The organism is Bradyrhizobium sp. SSBR45G (genome assembly GCF_030159255.1).
Lineage (GTDB): Bacteria > Pseudomonadota > Alphaproteobacteria > Rhizobiales > Xanthobacteraceae > Bradyrhizobium.
The window spans coordinates 42,608-59,743 of record NZ_BSCT01000004.1; the positions used below are offsets into that span (position 1 = coordinate 42,608).

The window sequence follows — 17,136 nt, forward strand, 5'->3', positions numbered from 1 at the left end:
AGTCAAATGGCCAAAGCAAAGTTTGAACGTAACAAGCCGCACTGCAACATCGGCACCATCGGTCACGTCGACCACGGCAAGACCTCGTTGACCGCAGCGATCACCAAGATCCTGGCCGAAACGGGCGGTGCGACGTTCACTGCCTACGACCAGATCGACAAGGCGCCGGAAGAGAAGGCCCGTGGCATCACCATCTCGACCGCGCACGTCGAGTACGAGACCAAGAACCGCCACTACGCCCACGTCGACTGCCCCGGCCACGCCGACTACGTCAAGAACATGATCACCGGCGCCGCCCAGATGGATGGCGCGATCCTGGTCGTGTCGGCTGCTGACGGCCCGATGCCGCAGACCCGCGAGCACATCCTGCTCGCCCGCCAGGTCGGCGTGCCGGCGCTGGTCGTGTTCCTCAACAAGTGCGACATGGTCGACGATCCGGAGCTTCTGGAGCTCGTCGAGCTCGAGGTTCGCGAGCTGCTGTCGAAGTACGAATTCCCGGGCGACAAGATCCCGATCATCAAGGGCTCGGCGCTGGCCGCTCTGGAAGATTCGGACAAGAAGCTCGGCCACGACGCCATCCTCGAGCTGATGAAGAACGTCGACGAGTACATTCCGCAGCCGGAGCGTCCGATCGACCAGCCCTTCCTGATGCCGGTCGAAGACGTGTTCTCGATCTCGGGCCGCGGCACCGTGGTGACCGGCCGTGTCGAGCGCGGCATCATCAAGGTCGGTGAGGAAATCGAGATCGTCGGCATCCGTCCGACCCAGAAGACCACCGTCACCGGCGTCGAAATGTTCCGCAAGCTGCTCGATCAGGGCCAGGCCGGCGACAACATCGGTGCGCTGCTCCGCGGCACCAAGCGCGAGGACGTCGAGCGCGGCCAGGTGCTGTGCAAGCCGGGTTCGGTCAAGCCGCACACCAAGTTCAAGGCTGAGGCCTACATCCTCACCAAGGAAGAGGGCGGCCGTCACACTCCGTTCTTCACCAACTATCGTCCGCAGTTCTACTTCCGCACGACCGACGTGACCGGCGTCGTTCACCTGCCGGAAGGCACCGAGATGGTAATGCCGGGCGACAACATCGCGATGGAAGTGCACCTGATCGTGCCGATCGCGATGGAAGAGAAGCTGCGCTTCGCCATCCGTGAAGGCGGCCGCACCGTCGGCGCCGGCGTCGTCGCCTCGATCATCGAGTAACAACAGCGAATAGGGAATGGCGGGTAGCGAATGGAGAGATCCATTCGCTGTTCGCTACTCGCCACTCACTACTCAAAGAAAGATACGGCAATGAACGGCCAAAATATCCGCATCCGTCTCAAGGCGTTTGACCATCGGATCCTCGATACGTCGACGCGCGAGATCGTCAACACGGCGAAACGGACCGGTGCGCAGGTTCGCGGACCCATTCCGCTGCCGACCCGCATCGAGAAGTTCACCGTGAACCGTTCGCCGCACGTCGACAAGAAGAGCCGCGAGCAGTTCGAGATGCGCACCCACAAGCGTCTCCTCGACATCGTCGATCCGACCCCGCAGACCGTCGATGCTCTCATGAAGCTCGATCTGGCGGCTGGCGTCGACGTCGAGATCAAGCTCTAAGTTTTTGGATTCACGTTCGCCCCATCGCGGACATAGAGAAGAACAGGAAGCACGCCGATGCGCTCCGGAGTGATCGCACAAAAGGTCGGGATGACGCGGGTCTTCACGGAGACCGGCGAACATATCCCCGTGACCGTGCTGAAGCTCGGCAATTGCCAGGTGGTCGGTCACCGCACCACCGAGAAGAACGGCTATGTCGCGCTGCAGCTCGGCAGCGGCAGCCGCAAGACGGTCTATATGCCGAAGGCGGAGCGCGGCCAGTTCGCGGTCGCCAAGGTCGAGCCGAAGCGGAAGCTCGCCGAATTCCGCGTCAGCGAGGACTCGCTGATTCCGGTCGGCGCCGAGATCCAGGCCGACCACTTCGTCGTCGGCCAGTTCGTCGACGTCACCGGCACCTCGGTCGGTAAGGGCTTCGCCGGCGGCATGAAGCGCTGGAACTTCGGCGGTCTTCGCGCCACGCACGGTGTGTCGATCTCGCACCGTTCGATCGGTTCGACCGGTGGCCGTCAGGACCCCGGCAAGACCTGGAAGAACAAGAAGATGCCCGGTCACATGGGTGTCGACCGTATCACGACGCTGAACCTGCGTGTGGTGCAGACGGATGTCGAGCGCGGCCTGATCCTGGTTGAAGGCGCGGTGCCCGGCTCCAAGGGCGGCTGGATCTCGGTCCGTGACGCCGTCAAGAAGCCGCTGCCGAAGGAAGCGCCGAAGCCCGGCAAGTTCAAGGTCGCGGGTGAGCAGGCTGCCGAAGCGCCGGCCGTGCAGGAGGGCGCATAAATGGAACTGAAAGTCACCACGCTTGAGGGCAAGGAAGCCGGCTCCGTCCAGCTGTCCGACGCCATCTTCGGTCTCGAGCCGCGCGCCGACATCATCCAGCGTTGCGTTCAGTGGCAGCTGAACAAGCGCCAGGCCGGCACCCACAAGGCCAAGGGCCGCGCCGAGATCTGGCGCACCGGCAAGAAGATGTACAAGCAGAAGGGCACCGGTGGCGCCCGTCACGGCTCGGCGCGCGTGCCGCAGTTCCGCGGCGGTGGCCGTGCCTTCGGTCCGGTCGTCCGCTCGCATGCGACCGACCTGCCGAAGAAGGTTCGTGCGCTGGCGCTGAAGCATGCGCTGTCGGCGAAGGCCAAGGACGGTGATCTGGTCGTGCTGGAGAACGCCACCCTCGAGGCGGCGAAGACCAAGGCGCTGATAGGTCACTTCTCGGGTCTCGGCCTCACCAACGCGCTGATCATCGACGGCGCCGAGCTGCACAACGGCTTTGCCGCTGCGGCCCGCAACATCCCGAACCTGGACGTGCTGCCGATCCAGGGCATCAACGTCTACGACATCCTGCGCCGTCAGAAGCTCGTGCTGACCAAGGCGGCGATCGATGCGCTGGAGGCGCGCTTCAAATGAAGACCATTGATCCGCGCCACTACGACATCATCATCGCGCCGGTCGTGACCGAGAAGGCGACGTTCGCCTCCGAGCAGAACAAGGTTCTGTTCAAGGTGGCCGCCAAGGCGACCAAGCCGCAGATCAAAGAGGCGATCGAGAAGCTGTTCGACGTCAAGGTCCGGAGCGTGAATACGCTCGTCCGCAAGGGCAAGACCAAGGTGTTTCGCGGCAATCTCGGTTCGCAATCGGACAGCAAGCGCGCGATCGTGACCCTCGAAGAGGGCCACCGCATCGACGTGACCACCGGACTGTAAGGCTGAGCTGCCATGGCACTGAAGACATTCAATCCCACGACGCCAGGCCAGCGCCAGCTGGTGATGGTCGATCGTTCGGCCCTCTACAAGGGCAAGCCGGTCAAGGCGCTGACCGAAGGCAAGCAGTCGAGCGGCGGCCGCAACAACACCGGCCGCATCACCGTCCGCTTCCTCGGCGGCGGCCACAAGCAGTCGTACCGCACGGTCGACTTCAAGCGTGACAAGGTCGACGTTCCCGCGACCGTCGAGCGCCTGGAGTACGATCCGAACCGCACGGCCTTCATCGCCCTGGTCAAGTATCAGGACGGCGAGCTCGCCTACATCCTGGCGCCGCAGCGTCTGGCGGTCGGCGACACCATCGTCGCGGGCAACTACGTCGACGTGAAGCCGGGCAACGTCATGCCGCTCGGCAACATGCCGGTGGGCACGATCATCCACAACATCGAGGTCAAGATCGGGAAGGGCGGCCAGCTCGCCCGTTCGGCCGGGACCTATGCCCAGATCGTCGGCCGCGACCATGACTACGTGATCGTCCGCCTGAACTCGGGCGAGCAGCGCCTGGTGCACGGCCGCTGCCGCGGCACCATCGGTGCGGTGTCGAACCCGGACCATATGAACACGTCGATCGGCAAGGCCGGCCGCAAGCGTTGGATGGGCCGCCGCCCGCACAACCGCGGTGTCGCGATGAACCCGATCGACCATCCGCACGGCGGCGGCGAAGGCCGTACCTCGGGCGGTCGTCACCCGGTCACTCCGTGGGGCAAGCCTACCAAGGGCAAGAAGACCCGCACGAACAAGTCGACCGACAAATTCATTCTCTTGAGCCGCCACAAGCGGAAGAAGTAAGGAACGACGGACATGGTTCGTTCAGTCTGGAAAGGCCCGTTCGTCGAGGCGTCGCTGCTCAAGAAGGCAGATGCGGCGCGCGCGTCAGGCCGTCACGACGTCATCAAGATCTGGAGCCGCCGCTCGACCATCCTGCCGCAGTTCGTCGGCCTGACGTTCGGCGTCTACAACGGCCAGAAGCACGTGCCGGTGGCCATCAACGAAGAGATGGTCGGCCACAAGTTCGGCGAGTTCTCGCCGACCCGCACCTTCCACGGCCATTCGGGCGATAAGAAAGCCAAGAAGGCTTGAGGATTAAGCGATGAGCAAACCAAAGCGCGAACGGAGCCTCCCCGACAACGAGGCCAAGGCTGTGGCCCGGATGCTTCGGGTGAGCCCGCAGAAGCTGAACCTGGTGGCGCAGATGATCCGCGGCCGCAAGGCGTCGGCAGCCCTCGCCGACCTGCAGTTCTCGCGCAAGCGGATTGCAGTCGACGTCAAGAAGTGCCTGGAATCGGCGATCGCCAATGCCGAGAACAACCATGAGCTCGAGGTCGACGATCTCGTCGTCACGCAGGCTTTCGTCGGCAAGGGAATCGTGATGAAGCGTTTCTCGCCGCGCGGCCGTGGCCGTTCGGGCCGGGTTTTCAAACCGTTTTCGCAGCTGACGATCATTGTTCGTCAGGTCGAGGCGAGCGCTTAAGGCGCTGGGAGAATACGATGGGTCAAAAGATCAATCCGATCGGTCTGCGTCTCGGCATCAACCGGACCTGGGATTCGCGCTGGTTCGCCGGCAAGGCCGAGTACGGCAAGCTGCTGCATGAAGACGTCAAGATCCGCGAGATCCTGCACAAGGAGCTCAAGCAGGCGGCTGTCGCCCGCATCGTGATCGAGCGTCCGCACAAGAAGTGCCGCGTCACGATCCACTCGGCGCGTCCGGGTGTCGTGATCGGCAAGAAGGGCGCCGACATCGACAAGCTGCGCAAGCGCGTCGCCGACATCACCTCGTCGGACGTCGTGATCAACATCGTCGAGATCCGCAAGCCGGAGCTCGATGCCACGCTGGTCGCCGAATCGATCGCGCAGCAGCTCGAGCGCCGTGTCGCGTTCCGCCGCGCCATGAAGCGCGCCGTGCAGTCGGCGATGCGTCTCGGCGCCGAGGGCATCCGCATCAACTGCTCGGGTCGTCTGGGCGGCGCGGAAATCGCCCGCATGGAATGGTACCGCGAGGGCCGGGTGCCGCTGCACACGCTGCGCGCCGACATCGACTACGGTGTGGCCACCGCGTTCACCACCTTCGGCACCTGCGGCGTGAAGGTCTGGATCTTCAAGGGCGAGATCCTCGAGCACGATCCGATGGCACAGGACAAGCGGATGAACGAAGGCGGCGGCGAGAGCTCGCAGCCCCGGTCGCGCCGCGACGCGGCCTGATCGATCAGCCGCGACAAGACAGGTTTGAGGGCTCAAAGCCATGATGCAACCAAAGAAGACCAAGTTCCGAAAGGCGCATAAGGGCCGTATCCACGGCGTTGCGTCCTCGGGCGCGACGCTGGCCTTCGGCCAGTTCGGGCTGAAGGCGATGGAGCCGGATCGCGTCACCGCACGCCAGATCGAGGCTGCGCGTCGTGCCCTGACCCGTCACATGAAGCGTGCCGGCCGCGTCTGGATCCGCGTGTTCCCGGACCTGCCGGTGTCGAAGAAGCCGGCCGAAGTCCGCATGGGCTCCGGCAAGGGTTCGCCGGAATTGTGGGTGGCCCGCGTCAAGCCGGGCCGGGTGATGTTCGAGATCGACGGCGTGAGCAACCAGATCGCGCGCGAGGCGCTGCTGCTTGCTGCCGCCAAGCTGCCGATCAAGACGCGCTTCGTCGAACGCATTGCGGAGTAATGGTCATGGCCGAGATGAAGATTGCCGACATTCGCGCGATGAGCCCCGATCAGATGGACGATGCGATCGTCAATCTGAAGAAGGAGCGCTTCAACCTGCGCTTCCAGCGTGCCACCGGGCAGCTGGAGAACACTTCGCGCCTTCGTGAGGCGCGCCGCGACATCGCCCGTATCAAGACCATCGCCGCGCAGCAGCGCGCCAAGACGAAGTAAGAGGCTCGACATGCCGAAACGGACCCTCCAGGGCGTGGTCGTCAGCGACAAGCAGGCCAAGACCGTGGTCGTGCGCGTCGACCGGCGCTTCACCCACCCGATCTACAAGAAGACCATCCGCCGCTCGAAGAACTACCACGCCCACGACGAGAGCAACGAGTTCAAGCCGGGCGACATGGTGTGGATCGAGGAGAGCAAGCCGATCTCGAAGCTGAAGCGCTGGACCGTGGTCCGGGGCGAGCACAAGAAAACCGCCTGAGGCGCGCAACGCGGCCCTTCTTGAAGGGGCCGGTTTCGCTTTCGGGATCAAACAAGGCGCAGCTTTCCTGCGCAGCAGATGAAGAGGACGAGGTGCATCAATGATTCAGATGCAGACCAACCTCGACGTGGCCGATAATTCCGGCGCACGCCGTGTCATGTGTATCAAGGTGCTGGGCGGCTCGAAGCGCCGCTATGCCACCGTCGGCGACATCATTGTGGTGTCGATCAAGGAAGCCATTCCGCGTGGCAAGGTGAAGAAGGGCGACGTCATGAAGGCCGTCGTGGTGCGCGTCCGCAAGGACATCCGCCGCGCCGACGGCTCGGTGATCCGCTTCGACCGCAACGCGGCCGTCCTGATCAACAACCAGTCGGAGCCTGTCGGCACCCGTATCTTCGGGCCGGTGCCGCGCGAGCTGCGCGCCAAGAACCACATGAAGATCATTTCGCTGGCCCCGGAGGTGCTGTGATGGCTGCCAAGATCCGCAAGGGCGACAAGGTGATCGTCCTGACCGGCCGCGACAAGGGTCGCACCGGCGAGGTGTTCGAGGTGCGTCCCGACGCAGGGACGGCGCTGGTGCGTGGCATCAACCTGGTGAAGCGTCACCAGAAGCAGACGCAGAACCAGGAGGGCGGCATCATCACCAAGGAAGCGCCGATCCAGCTGTCGAACGTCGCTTATGTCGGCAAGGACGGCAAGCCGACGCGCATCGGATTCAAGATTCAGGCGGACGGCAAGAAGGTCCGCGTTGCCAAGAGCTCGGGAGCTGAGATCGATGGCTGAGACTGCTTACACTCCGCGCCTCCGCACGGAATACGACCGCACGATCAAGAGCGCGCTGACCGAGAAGTTCGGCTACGCCAACGTCATGCAGGTGCCGCGGCTCGACAAGGTCGTGCTCAACATGGGCATCGGCGAGGCCGTCAACGACCGCAAGAAGGCGGAGACGGCGGCGGCAGACCTGTCGCTGATCGCCGGCCAGAAGGCCGTCGTGACCTATTCGCGCGTCGCCATCGCGACCTTCAAGCTGCGCGAGAACCAGCCGATCGGCTGCAAGGTCACCTTGCGCAAGACCAAGATGTACGAGTTCATCGACCGCCTGATCAACGTCGCGCTGCCGCGCGTCCGCGACTTCCGCGGCCTGAACCCGAAGAGCTTCGACGGCCGCGGCAACTACTCGCTCGGCATCAAGGAGCACATCATTTTCCCTGAGATCGACTTCGACAAGGCCGGGGAGAGCTGGGGCATGGACATCACGGTGTGCACCACCGCGACGACCGACGACGAGGCCCGTGCCCTTCTGACCGCATTCAATTTCCCGTTCCGGCAGTGAGACGCTGAACAGCTTCTCAAACGCGGATACCCAGGAGCCAAGCATGGCAAAGAAGAGTTCAATCGAGAAGAACAACCGGCGCAAGCGGATGTCGAAGAACGCCGCTCCGAAGCGCGCGCGGTTGAAGGCGATCATCGCCGACAAGACCAAGCCGATGGAGGAGCGCTTCGCCGCTACCCTGAAGCTGGCCGAAATGCCGCGCAACTCGTCGGCCACCCGCATCCGCAACCGTTGCGAGCTGACGGGCCGGCCGCGGTCGAACTACCGCAAGAACAAGCTGAGCCGCATCGCGCTGCGCGAGCTGGGCTCGAAGGGCCTGGTTCCGGGCCTCGTGAAGTCGAGCTGGTAAGGAGGGTCGCACAATGTCAACGCACGATCCCATCAGCGATCTGATCACCCGCATCCGCAACGCGCAGATGCGCTCGAAGTCGAAGGTCTCGACTCCGGGCTCGAAGATGCGCGCCAGCGTGCTCGAAGTGCTGAAGTCCGAAGGCTACATCCGCGGCTACGCCACGGTGGAGCATCCGTCGGGCCGCAGCGAGATCGAGATCGAGCTGAAATATTTCGACGGCGAGCCCGTGATCCGCGAGATCGAGCGCGTCTCCAAGCCCGGCCGGCGCGTCTACACCTCGGTGAAGAACCTGCCGCGCGTGAACAACGGGCTCGGAATTTCTGTTTTGTCGACGCCGAAGGGAATCATGGCCGACCATAGCGCGCGTGACGCGAATGTCGGCGGTGAAGTTCTCTTCACGGTGTTCTAAGAAGGATTGAGCAATGTCACGAATTGGCAAGAAGCCTGTGACGGTGCCGTCCGGTGTGACGGCGACCGTCGACGGCCAGACCGTCAAGATGAAGGGCCCGAAGGGCCAGCTTCAGTTCCTCGTCCATGACGACGTCGAGGTGAAGTTCGAGAACGGCCAGGTCAAGGTTGCCCCGCGCGCCGAGACCAAGCGCGCCCGCTCGCTCTACGGCACCGCTCGCGCCCAGATCGCGAATCTGGTCGAAGGCGTCACCAAGGGTTTCGAGAAGAAGCTCGAGATCACCGGCGTCGGCTACCGCGCCGCGATGCAGGGCAAGAACCTGCAGCTCGCGCTCGGCTACAGCCACGATGTCGTCTACCAGATCCCGGAGGGGATCACGATCGCGGTGCCGAAGCCGACCGAGATCACGGTGACCGGCATCGACTCGCAGCGCGTCGGCCAGGTGGCCGCCGAAATCCGCGCCTACCGGCCGCCGGAGCCCTACAAGGGCAAGGGTGTGAAGTACGCGGGTGAATTCATCTTCCGCAAGGAAGGCAAGAAGAAGTAACGGAGCCGGACATGTCGAGAGCCAAGGTTACGAATGCCCGGCGCAAGCAGCGTGTGAGGCTGTCGCTGCGCCGCTCCGCCGGCGGCCGTCCGCGTCTGTCTGTGTTCCGTTCGTCGAAGCACATCTACGCTCAGGTCATCGACGATCAGAAGGGCGAGACGCTCGCTTCTGCATCGTCGATGGAGAAGGAGATGCGCGCGGCCGGCAACACCGGTGCCGACATCGATGCGGCCAAGGCGGTGGGCAAGCTGCTCGCCGAGCGCGCGGTGAAGGCGGGGATCAAGGAAGTCGTGTTCGATCGCGGCGGCTATCTCTATCACGGGCGCGTCAAGGCGCTGGCCGACGCGGCGCGCGAGAGCGGGCTGAGCTTCTAACATCAACGGATTTGGGCGCGAGAGCCCCACAGAAGATTGGATAGCACCATGGCAGGTGAACGGGAACGAGGCGGTCGCGATCGCAAGGAGCGCGAGGAGCGCGACAGCGAGTTCGTCGACAAGCTCGTCCACATCAACCGAGTCGCGAAGGTCGTGAAGGGCGGTAAGCGCTTCGGCTTTGCGGCGCTCGTCGTGATCGGCGATCAGAAGGGCCGGGTCGGTTTCGGCCACGGCAAGGCGCGCGAAGTGCCGGAGGCGATCCGCAAGGCAACTGACTCCGCCAAGCGGAACCTGACCCGCGTCGCGCTGCGCGAGGGCCGGACCCTGCACCACGACATCTTCGGTCGTCACGGTGCGGGACGCGTCTATCTGCGCGCGGCTCCGGCCGGTACCGGCATCATCGCCGGCGGCCCGATGCGCGCCGTGTTCGAGACGCTCGGCATCCAGGACGTGGTGGCGAAGTCGATCGGCTCGTCGAACCCGTACAACATGGTGCGCGCGACCTTCAACGCGCTGAAGCACCAGGATAGCCCGCGCTCGGTGGCCGCCCGCCGCAACATCAAGGTGTCGACCCTGCAGGCCCGCCGCGTCGGTGGCGATGCCGAAGCAGCCGCCGACTAACGAACGCGCGCCGTCCCGCGGATGGCGCAACTCGGAGTGAAGACGATGGCTAGCGCCAAGACGATCAAGATCGAGCAGATCGGCAGCCCGATCCGCCGGCATCACTCGCAGCGCGAGACGCTGATCGGGTTGAAGCTCAACAAGATCGGCCGGGTGACCGAGCTGCCGGATACGCCGGCGGTTCGCGGTATGATCACCAAGGTTCATCATCTCGTCCGCATCGTTGACGAGAAGTAAGGAGAAGGGCGATGAAGCTCAGCGATATCGCCGACAACGCCGGCGCGCGCAAGAAGCGCATGCGCGTCGGCCGCGGCATCGGCTCCGGCAAGGGCAAGACCTCGGGCCGTGGCGGCAAGGGCCAGACCGCGCGCTCCGGCGTGCGCATCAAGGGCTTCGAAGGCGGTCAGATGCCGATGCATCGCCGTCTGCCGAAGCGCGGCTTCAACAACATCTTCGCGCTCGATTTCGTCGAGATCAATCTCGACCGGATCCAGGAGGCGATCGATGCCAAGAAGCTCGATGCCGGCAGCGTGATCAACGCCGAGGCCCTGGTGAAGTCGGGTGCCCTGCGGCGGCCTAAGGACGGCGTGCGCCTGCTCGGCCGCGGCGAGCTCAAGGCCAAGATCAACATCGAGGTGTATGGCGCCTCGAAGTCGGCGATCGCGGCGGTCGAGAAGGCCGGCGGCACCGTCAAGATCCTGGCGCCCGCCAAGGATGAAGGCGAAGCCGCGTAACTTCTGCGTCATCGCCCCGCCACAGGCGTCAGCCTGAGCGGGCAGGGCGATGGACAGAATGCGCCTGCGCACCAGATAATATCCCAACGTCTGCCCAAGCCCCGCGAGCCCTCGCGGGGCTGATGCGGTCAAGAGGGGCGACGGGAGAAAGCTAGACATGGCCTCAGCAGCGGAACAACTCGCGGCAAACCTCAATTTCGGCGCGTTTGCGAAGGCCGATGAGCTCAAGAAGCGCATCTGGTTCACCCTCGGTGCGCTGCTGGTCTACCGCCTCGGCACCTATATTCCGCTGCCCGGCATCGATCCCAACATCTGGGAGCAGGTGTTCCGGACCCAGGCCGGCGGCATCCTCGGCATGTTCAACATGTTCGCCGGCGGCGGCATCCACCGCATGGCGATCTTCGCGCTGAACATCATGCCGTACATCTCGGCATCGATCATCATCCAGCTGCTCACCACCGTCTCGCCCCAGCTCGAAGCTCTCAAGAAGGAGGGCGAGTCGGGCCGCAAGATGCTGAACCAGTACACCCGCTATCTCACCGTGATCCTGGCTGCCGTGCAGTCCTACGGCATCGCCGTCGGTCTCGAAGGCGCCGGCAACGTGGTTGCCGATCCCGGCCTGTTCTTCCGCCTCTCGACCGCGATCACGTTGACCGGCGGCACCATGTTCCTGATGTGGCTGGGCGAGCAGATCACCTCGCGCGGCATCGGCAACGGCATCTCGCTGATCATCCTGTCGGGCATCGTGGCCGAGCTGCCGTCGGCGCTCGCCAACATGCTCGAGCTGGGCCGCCAGGGCGCGCTGTCGACCGGCCTGATCCTGGTCGTCATCGTGATGGCGGTCGCCGTGATCGCCTTCATCGTGTTCATGGAGCGCGCCCAGCGCCGGCTCCTGATCCAGTATCCGAAGCGCCAGGTCGGCAACAAGATGTTCGAGGGCCAGTCCTCGCATCTGCCGCTGAAGCTGAACACTTCGGGTGTGATCCCGCCAATCTTCGCCTCGTCGCTGCTGCTGCTGCCGACCACGGTCGCCAACTTCAACGCCGGCAAGGGACCGGAGTGGTTCCAGTGGATCACCACTCAGCTCGGCCACGGCCGGCCGCTGTTTCTGGTGCTCTATCTGGCGCTGATCCTGTTCTTCGCCTTCTTCTACACCGCGATCGTGTTCAATCCGACCGAGACGGCGGACAACCTGAAGAAGCATGGCGGCTTCATCCCGGGCATCCGGCCCGGCGAGCGCACCGCGGAATATATCGATTACGTGCTGTCCCGGATCACCGTGCTCGGCGCCATCTATCTGGCGATCGTCTGTCTGATCCCGGAAATTCTGATTTCCTACGCTTCCGTCCCGTTCTACTTTGGTGGCACTTCGCTTCTGATCGTGGTCAGCGTAACGATGGATACCGTGGCGCAGGTTCAGGGTTATCTGCTCGCCCATCAGTATGAGGGGCTGATCAGGAAGTCGAAGTTGCGGGGGCGCCGCCGCTGACAGCGGCGGATCGCGGCCCGGGAACCAAAAAGCCAAGAACAAGGTGTGCGGGAGGGTCGCTCACCGTGTGCCGGGGGGCGAAATTTCGATGAGACTCATTCTTCTGGGACCGCCCGGATCGGGCAAGGGAACACAGGCCCAGCGCCTGGTGCAGCAGCACGGTATCGTGCAGCTGTCGACCGGCGACATGCTGCGCGCCGCCGTGGCCGCGCAGACGCCGATCGGGCTGAAGGCCAAGGACATCATGGCCGCCGGCGGCCTGGTGCCGGACGAGGTGGTGGTCGGCATCATCGCTGACCGGATCGAGCAGCCGGATGCGGCCAATGGCTTCATCCTCGACGGCTTCCCGCGCACGGTGCCCCAGGCTGAGGCGCTGGATGCGCTGCTCAAGCAGAAGCAGATGAATCTGGACGCGGTGATCGAGCTCCGGGTCAACGAAGGCGTGCTGCTGGAGCGCGTCGAGCGCCGGGCGGCAGAGATGCGGGCGCGTGGCGAGGCGGTCCGGGCGGATGATACGCCCGAGGTCCTGACCAAGCGGCTGGCCAGCTATCGCGACCAGACTGAGCCATTGATCCACTATTATTCCGACCACCGCATGCTGGCGACCGTCGACGGCATGATGTCGATCGAGCAGGTCACCGCCGAGATCGGACGAATCCTGGCCGCCGTCGGCAAGAGCGGCGGCAGCCGGGCAGCCAAGAAGGCGAGCCCAGCCAAGCGCAGCGCCAAGGCGCCGGCGAAAGCGGCCAAAAAGGCCGCGAAGAAAGCCCCGAAAGCTGCTGCTCCCACCAAAAAGGCTGGCAAAGCGGCCAAAAAGCCGGCCAAGGCCGTCAAGAAGGCTCCAAAGAAGGCATCCAAGGCGGCCGTGAAGACCGCGAAGGGAACCCGGAAAACCTCTGCAAAGGCTGCAAAAAAGCGTGCAACGAGGTGATCGAATCTTCTAGGAGCGGTTGACGACCGCCGTGTGAATCCATTAATAAGCCCGCATCCAAGTCGGATAGTTTTCGAAAGATGCCGGGCCCCACGAATCGAGGGGTGGGCGTCTTGTTCGCGTTTGCGGACACCTGCCCGAGATAGCGAGAATGAAGGCCGGTCCGTCCTGGGATCGGCGACAGGAGAGAAGTCCGTGGCCCGTATTGCCGGTGTCAACATCCCGACCAACAAGCGCGTCCTGATCGCGCTCCAGTACATTCATGGCATCGGCCCGAAGATCGCGGGTGAGATCCTGGACAAGGTGAAGATCGCCGAGGATCGTCGCGTCAATCAGCTGAGCGACCAGGAGGTCCTGCAGATCCGCGAAGTCATCGACCGTGACTACGTCGTCGAGGGCGACCTCCGCCGTGAGACCGGCATCAACATCAAGCGCCTGATGGATCTCGGCTGCTATCGCGGCCTGCGTCATCGCCGCGGCCTGCCGGTGCGCGGTCAGCGGACCCACACCAATGCGCGCACGCGCAAGGGCCCGGCCAAGGCGATTGCCGGCAAGAAGAAGTAATTGGCGAGTTGCAAATAGCGAGTGGCGGGTAGGGGTGATCCCTATTCGCTACTCGCTATTTACCATTCGCTCTTTTGGTGTAGCCGCTGGCATTACGGCGGCGTTGAGATCTCGAGAAAGGTACTTATATGGCCAAGGAAGCCGCACGTGTCCGCCGTCGTGAGCGCAAGAACATTGCCTCTGGTGTGGCGCACGTGAATTCGTCGTTCAACAACACCACCATCACCATCACCGATGCGCAGGGCAACACCATTGCCTGGTCGTCGGCCGGAACGATGGGTTTCAAGGGATCGCGCAAGTCGACCCCGTATGCCGCGCAGGTTGCGGCGGAGGACGTGTCCAAGAAGGCCCAGGAACACGGCATGCGCACCCTCGAGGTCGAGGTTGCCGGCCCTGGCTCTGGCCGCGAATCGGCGCTCCGTGCGCTGCAGGCTGCGGGCTTCACCGTCACCTCGATCCGCGATGTGACGACGATCCCGCACAATGGTTGCCGTCCGCGCAAGCGCCGGCGCGTCTGATGTGAAAGAGGCGGACAGCATGTCCGCCTCGTCTTGCTTTTGAACCATTTCGATTGCCGCGATCCGATGCGCGGTTCTCCAACGCCAGTCAGTCGCCGCGATGGACTGGCCCATGGGTGAAACAGTGACGATCCAGAAAAATTGGCAAGAATTGATTCGGCCGAACAAGCTCCAGGTCACGCCGGGTTCCGACGCGACCCGTTTCGCCACCGTGGTCGCCGAGCCGCTGGAGCGCGGATTCGGCCAGACGCTGGGCAATGCGCTGCGTCGCATCCTGCTGTCGTCGCTGCAGGGCGCAGCCGTGCAGTCGGTGCACATCGACGGCGTGCTGCACGAGTTCTCCTCGATCGCTGGCGTTCGTGAGGACGTCACGGACATCGTGCTGAACATCAAGGACATCGCGATCAAGATGCAGGGCGAAGGCCCGAAGCGGATGGTCGTGAAGAAGCAGGGCCCGGGCGCAGTGATGGCTGGTGACATCCAGACCGTCGGCGATATCGTCGTCCTCAATCCCGACCTGCAGCTCTGCACCCTCGACGAGGGCGCCGAGATCCGCATGGAGTTCACGGTCGCGACCGGCAAGGGCTACGTGCCGGCCGAGCGCAACCGCCCCGAGGACGCGCCGATCGGCCTGATCCCGATCGACAGCCTGTTCTCGCCGGTCCGCAAGGTCTCCTACAAGGTCGAGAACACCCGTGAGGGCCAGATCCTCGACTACGACAAGCTGACCATGACGATCGAGACCAACGGCGCGATCTCGCCGGAGGACGCGGTGGCCTACGCCGCCCGCATCCTGCAGGATCAGCTCAACGTGTTCGTCAACTTCGAAGAGCCGCGCAAGGAAGTCGCCCAGGAGATCATCCCGGACCTCGCCTTCAACCCGGCCTTCCTCAAGAAGGTGGACGAGCTCGAGCTGTCGGTGCGTTCGGCGAACTGCCTGAAGAACGACAACATCGTCTACATCGGCGACCTCGTGCAGAAGTCGGAAGCGGAGATGCTTCGCACCCCGAACTTCGGCCGCAAGTCGCTGAACGAGATCAAGGAAGTGCTGGCCCAGATGGGTCTGCATCTCGGCATGGAAGTGCCGGGTTGGCCGCCGGAGAACATCGACGAGCTGGCCAAGCGCTTCGAGGATCATTACTGAGCGAATAGGGAGTGGCGAATAGCGAATAGCGAGTAGGGAGAGCGAATTGGGGACCACACCATTCGCTATTCGCAATTCGCTACTCGCCATTCTGGGCGAACGCAGGCAGCCCACCTGAGCAAATGTCCGACGAACCGTCGCGGCAGATTGAAATGAAGGACTAAAACTATGCGTCACGGCAAGGTTCATCGGAAGCTCAACCGCACCGCCGAGCATCGCAAGGCGATGTTCGCCAACATGTGCGCAGCGCTGATCAAGCACGAGCAGATCGTCACCACGCTGCCGAAGGCCAAGGAGCTGCGGCCGATCGTCGAGAAGCTCGTCACCCTCGGCAAGAAGGGCGGACTGGCGCTGCGCCGTCAGGCCATCTCCGAGATGCGTGACGTCGACCAGGTCAAGAAGCTGTTCGACGTCCTGGCGCCCCGCTACAAGGACCGCAACGGCGGCTACACCCGCATCATCAAGGCCGGCTTCCGCTACGGCGACAACGCCGCGATGGCCGTGATCGAGTTCGTCGATCGCGACGTCGATGCCAAGGGCCAGGATTCCGGCCCGGTGCAGGAGACCTCGGAGGCCGCGTAAGCGACGATCCGATCAGGTTTTGCAAAGCGGCGCCTTCGGGCGCCGTTTTCGTTCGGGGATCGTAGCCCGGATGAGCGAACCGATATCCGGGTTCAACCGCGCGGCTCCTATGACCCCGATATCGCTTCGTTCATCCAGGCGCCGGGTCTCGGGCGCGCCGGTCAGCCCTGGCCCCGAAAGCCAAAAAGATCAGATCTGCGTGCAGCGCGTTTGCGTCGTGAGGAGGACGCCCCACATCCGTTGCTTCAGCACAACGGAGAGCTGCCCATGCACATCGACCTCTCGGGAAAGACCGCACTCGTCACGGGTTCCACGGCCGGGATCGGCTTTGCTATCGCCAAGGGACTCGCCGCGTCCGGCGCGGAGGTCGTCCTGAACGGCCGCAATCAAGCCCGCGTCGATGACGCCGTCGCGCGGCTGAGGCAGTCGGTCCCCGCAGCCAAGCTGCGCGGCATCGCCGGCGACGTCGCCCAGGTCGACGGCGGCAACGCTGTTGTCACGGCGATCCCCGAGGTCGACATCCTCGTCAACAATGCCGGCATCTTCGAGCCGAAGGACTTCTTCGACATTCCCGACGAGGACTGGAGCCGCCTGTTCGAGGTCAACGTCATGTCCGGCGTCCGCATGGCGCGCGCCTACATGCAGGGCATGCTGAAGCGCAACTGGGGCCGCATCATCTTCATCTCCTCGGAGTCGGCGCTGAGCATCCCGACCGAGATGATCCACTACGGCACGACCAAGACCGCCCAGCTTGCGGTGTCGCGCGGGCTTGCCAAGCTGACCCGCGGCACCGGCGTCACCGTCAATGCCGTGCTGCCGGGGCCGACGATGTCGGAAGGGGTCCAGACCTTCGTCAAGGATCTGGCGCGCCAGAACGGCCAGTCGGAGGAGGAGGCGGCATCCTCCTTCGTCAGACAGCACCGGCCCGCCTCGCTGCTGCAGCGCTTCGCCAGCGTCGAGGAGATCGCCAACATGGTCGTCTACGTGGCGTCCAAGGAGGCGTCGGCCACCAACGGCGCCGCGCTGCGGGTCGAGGGCGGCATCATCGACACCATCGCCTGAGCCCG

29 protein-coding genes are annotated in these 17,136 nt (G+C 64.0%); all 29 read left to right on the top strand.

Annotation, left to right across the window (positions count from 1 at the left end; genetic code table 11):
- The first annotated feature begins 6 nt into the window (after nucleotides 1-6).
- The 29 genes from tuf (at nucleotide 7) to QQL87_RS06830 (ending at nucleotide 17,131) form a co-directional block, all read left to right on the top strand.
- Nucleotides 7-1,197, top strand: a complete 1,191-nt coding sequence (tuf, locus tag QQL87_RS06690; RefSeq protein ID WP_284423128.1) for an elongation factor Tu — start codon at nucleotides 7-9, stop codon at nucleotides 1,195-1,197.
- Between the two features lie 90 nt (nucleotides 1,198-1,287).
- Entirely contained in the window at nucleotides 1,288-1,596 is a 309-nt protein-coding gene (gene rpsJ / locus QQL87_RS06695) for a 30S ribosomal protein S10 (protein WP_002712302.1), read from the top strand.
- 57 nt (nucleotides 1,597-1,653) lie between these two features.
- Nucleotides 1,654-2,373: a 50S ribosomal protein L3 gene (rplC, locus tag QQL87_RS06700; RefSeq protein ID WP_006611838.1), complete on the top strand. Its 720-nt coding sequence runs from the start codon at nucleotides 1,654-1,656 to the stop codon at nucleotides 2,371-2,373.
- The gene (gene rplD / locus QQL87_RS06705; RefSeq protein ID WP_006611839.1) at nucleotides 2,374-2,994 is read left to right on the top strand and encodes a 50S ribosomal protein L4; all 621 of its coding nucleotides are present in this window, start codon (nucleotides 2,374-2,376) and stop codon (nucleotides 2,992-2,994) included. It begins immediately after the preceding gene.
- Nucleotides 2,991-3,290, top strand: a complete 300-nt coding sequence (locus QQL87_RS06710; RefSeq protein WP_284423129.1) for a 50S ribosomal protein L23 — start codon at nucleotides 2,991-2,993, stop codon at nucleotides 3,288-3,290. Before rplD ends, QQL87_RS06710 begins: the two co-directional genes overlap by 4 nt.
- Before the next feature lie 12 nt (nucleotides 3,291-3,302).
- Nucleotides 3,303-4,136: a 50S ribosomal protein L2 gene (gene rplB, locus QQL87_RS06715; protein WP_284423130.1), complete on the top strand. Its 834-nt coding sequence runs from the start codon at nucleotides 3,303-3,305 to the stop codon at nucleotides 4,134-4,136.
- Nucleotides 4,137-4,148: 12 nt separating this feature from the next.
- A complete protein-coding gene (gene rpsS / locus QQL87_RS06720; RefSeq protein WP_006611842.1) occupies nucleotides 4,149-4,427 on the top strand; it encodes a 30S ribosomal protein S19 in 279 nt (92 codons plus the stop codon).
- 10 nt (nucleotides 4,428-4,437) lie between these two features.
- Nucleotides 4,438-4,818, top strand: coding sequence for a 50S ribosomal protein L22 (gene rplV / locus QQL87_RS06725; protein WP_015667616.1), 381 nt, complete (start codon nucleotides 4,438-4,440; stop codon nucleotides 4,816-4,818).
- A 17-nt stretch (nucleotides 4,819-4,835) separates the two neighbouring features.
- Entirely contained in the window at nucleotides 4,836-5,546 is a 711-nt protein-coding gene (rpsC, locus tag QQL87_RS06730) for a 30S ribosomal protein S3 (protein WP_012045041.1), read from the top strand.
- A gap of 40 nt (nucleotides 5,547-5,586) precedes the next feature.
- A complete protein-coding gene (rplP, locus tag QQL87_RS06735) occupies nucleotides 5,587-6,000 on the top strand; it encodes a 50S ribosomal protein L16 (RefSeq protein ID WP_008963467.1) in 414 nt (137 codons plus the stop codon).
- Nucleotides 6,001-6,005: 5 nt separating this feature from the next.
- Nucleotides 6,006-6,212 (top strand): 50S ribosomal protein L29, encoded by a 207-nt coding sequence (gene rpmC, locus QQL87_RS06740; RefSeq protein WP_015667613.1) that lies wholly within the window; start codon nucleotides 6,006-6,008, stop codon nucleotides 6,210-6,212.
- Nucleotides 6,213-6,222: 10 nt separating this feature from the next.
- Nucleotides 6,223-6,471 (top strand): 30S ribosomal protein S17, encoded by a 249-nt coding sequence (gene rpsQ / locus QQL87_RS06745; RefSeq protein ID WP_006611847.1) that lies wholly within the window; start codon nucleotides 6,223-6,225, stop codon nucleotides 6,469-6,471.
- 100 nt (nucleotides 6,472-6,571) lie between these two features.
- Nucleotides 6,572-6,940, top strand: a complete 369-nt coding sequence (rplN, locus tag QQL87_RS06750; RefSeq protein WP_006611848.1) for a 50S ribosomal protein L14 — start codon at nucleotides 6,572-6,574, stop codon at nucleotides 6,938-6,940.
- Nucleotides 6,940-7,254 carry a 50S ribosomal protein L24 gene (gene rplX, locus QQL87_RS06755; RefSeq protein WP_284423131.1) on the top strand — a complete coding sequence of 105 codons (315 nt, stop codon included), beginning with the start codon at nucleotides 6,940-6,942 and terminating at the stop codon, nucleotides 7,252-7,254. Before rplN ends, rplX begins: the two co-directional genes overlap by 1 nt.
- Nucleotides 7,247-7,804 (top strand): 50S ribosomal protein L5, encoded by a 558-nt coding sequence (gene rplE / locus QQL87_RS06760; protein WP_284423132.1) that lies wholly within the window; start codon nucleotides 7,247-7,249, stop codon nucleotides 7,802-7,804. Before rplX ends, rplE begins: the two co-directional genes overlap by 8 nt.
- A gap of 43 nt (nucleotides 7,805-7,847) precedes the next feature.
- Nucleotides 7,848-8,153 carry a 30S ribosomal protein S14 gene (rpsN, locus tag QQL87_RS06765; protein ID WP_015667609.1) on the top strand — a complete coding sequence of 102 codons (306 nt, stop codon included), beginning with the start codon at nucleotides 7,848-7,850 and terminating at the stop codon, nucleotides 8,151-8,153.
- A 13-nt stretch (nucleotides 8,154-8,166) separates the two neighbouring features.
- Nucleotides 8,167-8,565, top strand: a complete 399-nt coding sequence (gene rpsH / locus QQL87_RS06770) for a 30S ribosomal protein S8 (protein WP_172108072.1) — start codon at nucleotides 8,167-8,169, stop codon at nucleotides 8,563-8,565.
- Nucleotides 8,566-8,578: 13 nt separating this feature from the next.
- Entirely contained in the window at nucleotides 8,579-9,112 is a 534-nt protein-coding gene (gene rplF, locus QQL87_RS06775; RefSeq protein ID WP_284423133.1) for a 50S ribosomal protein L6, read from the top strand.
- A gap of 11 nt (nucleotides 9,113-9,123) precedes the next feature.
- Nucleotides 9,124-9,486 carry a 50S ribosomal protein L18 gene (gene rplR, locus QQL87_RS06780; RefSeq protein ID WP_008963474.1) on the top strand — a complete coding sequence of 121 codons (363 nt, stop codon included), beginning with the start codon at nucleotides 9,124-9,126 and terminating at the stop codon, nucleotides 9,484-9,486.
- A 48-nt stretch (nucleotides 9,487-9,534) separates the two neighbouring features.
- Entirely contained in the window at nucleotides 9,535-10,107 is a 573-nt protein-coding gene (gene rpsE, locus QQL87_RS06785) for a 30S ribosomal protein S5 (protein ID WP_006611855.1), read from the top strand.
- A gap of 45 nt (nucleotides 10,108-10,152) precedes the next feature.
- Nucleotides 10,153-10,344, top strand: a complete 192-nt coding sequence (rpmD, locus tag QQL87_RS06790) for a 50S ribosomal protein L30 (protein ID WP_006611856.1) — start codon at nucleotides 10,153-10,155, stop codon at nucleotides 10,342-10,344.
- A gap of 11 nt (nucleotides 10,345-10,355) precedes the next feature.
- Nucleotides 10,356-10,841 carry a 50S ribosomal protein L15 gene (rplO, locus tag QQL87_RS06795; protein WP_284423134.1) on the top strand — a complete coding sequence of 162 codons (486 nt, stop codon included), beginning with the start codon at nucleotides 10,356-10,358 and terminating at the stop codon, nucleotides 10,839-10,841.
- A 157-nt stretch (nucleotides 10,842-10,998) separates the two neighbouring features.
- The gene (gene secY, locus QQL87_RS06800) at nucleotides 10,999-12,330 is read left to right on the top strand and encodes a preprotein translocase subunit SecY (protein ID WP_284423135.1); all 1,332 of its coding nucleotides are present in this window, start codon (nucleotides 10,999-11,001) and stop codon (nucleotides 12,328-12,330) included.
- Between the two features lie 88 nt (nucleotides 12,331-12,418).
- Nucleotides 12,419-13,261 carry an adenylate kinase gene (locus QQL87_RS06805; protein WP_284423136.1) on the top strand — a complete coding sequence of 281 codons (843 nt, stop codon included), beginning with the start codon at nucleotides 12,419-12,421 and terminating at the stop codon, nucleotides 13,259-13,261.
- 195 nt (nucleotides 13,262-13,456) lie between these two features.
- Nucleotides 13,457-13,825: a 30S ribosomal protein S13 gene (rpsM, locus tag QQL87_RS06810; RefSeq protein WP_284423137.1), complete on the top strand. Its 369-nt coding sequence runs from the start codon at nucleotides 13,457-13,459 to the stop codon at nucleotides 13,823-13,825.
- 128 nt (nucleotides 13,826-13,953) lie between these two features.
- Complete coding sequence (rpsK, locus tag QQL87_RS06815; RefSeq protein ID WP_006611861.1) at nucleotides 13,954-14,343, top strand: 30S ribosomal protein S11; 390 nt, start codon at nucleotides 13,954-13,956, stop codon at nucleotides 14,341-14,343.
- Between the two features lie 112 nt (nucleotides 14,344-14,455).
- Nucleotides 14,456-15,487, top strand: coding sequence for a DNA-directed RNA polymerase subunit alpha (locus QQL87_RS06820; RefSeq protein ID WP_284423138.1), 1,032 nt, complete (start codon nucleotides 14,456-14,458; stop codon nucleotides 15,485-15,487).
- A 168-nt stretch (nucleotides 15,488-15,655) separates the two neighbouring features.
- Nucleotides 15,656-16,069, top strand: a complete 414-nt coding sequence (gene rplQ, locus QQL87_RS06825; RefSeq protein ID WP_284423139.1) for a 50S ribosomal protein L17 — start codon at nucleotides 15,656-15,658, stop codon at nucleotides 16,067-16,069.
- Between the two features lie 267 nt (nucleotides 16,070-16,336).
- Nucleotides 16,337-17,131 carry an SDR family NAD(P)-dependent oxidoreductase gene (locus QQL87_RS06830; protein ID WP_284423140.1) on the top strand — a complete coding sequence of 265 codons (795 nt, stop codon included), beginning with the start codon at nucleotides 16,337-16,339 and terminating at the stop codon, nucleotides 17,129-17,131.
- The last annotated feature ends 5 nt before the right edge of the window (nucleotides 17,132-17,136 follow it).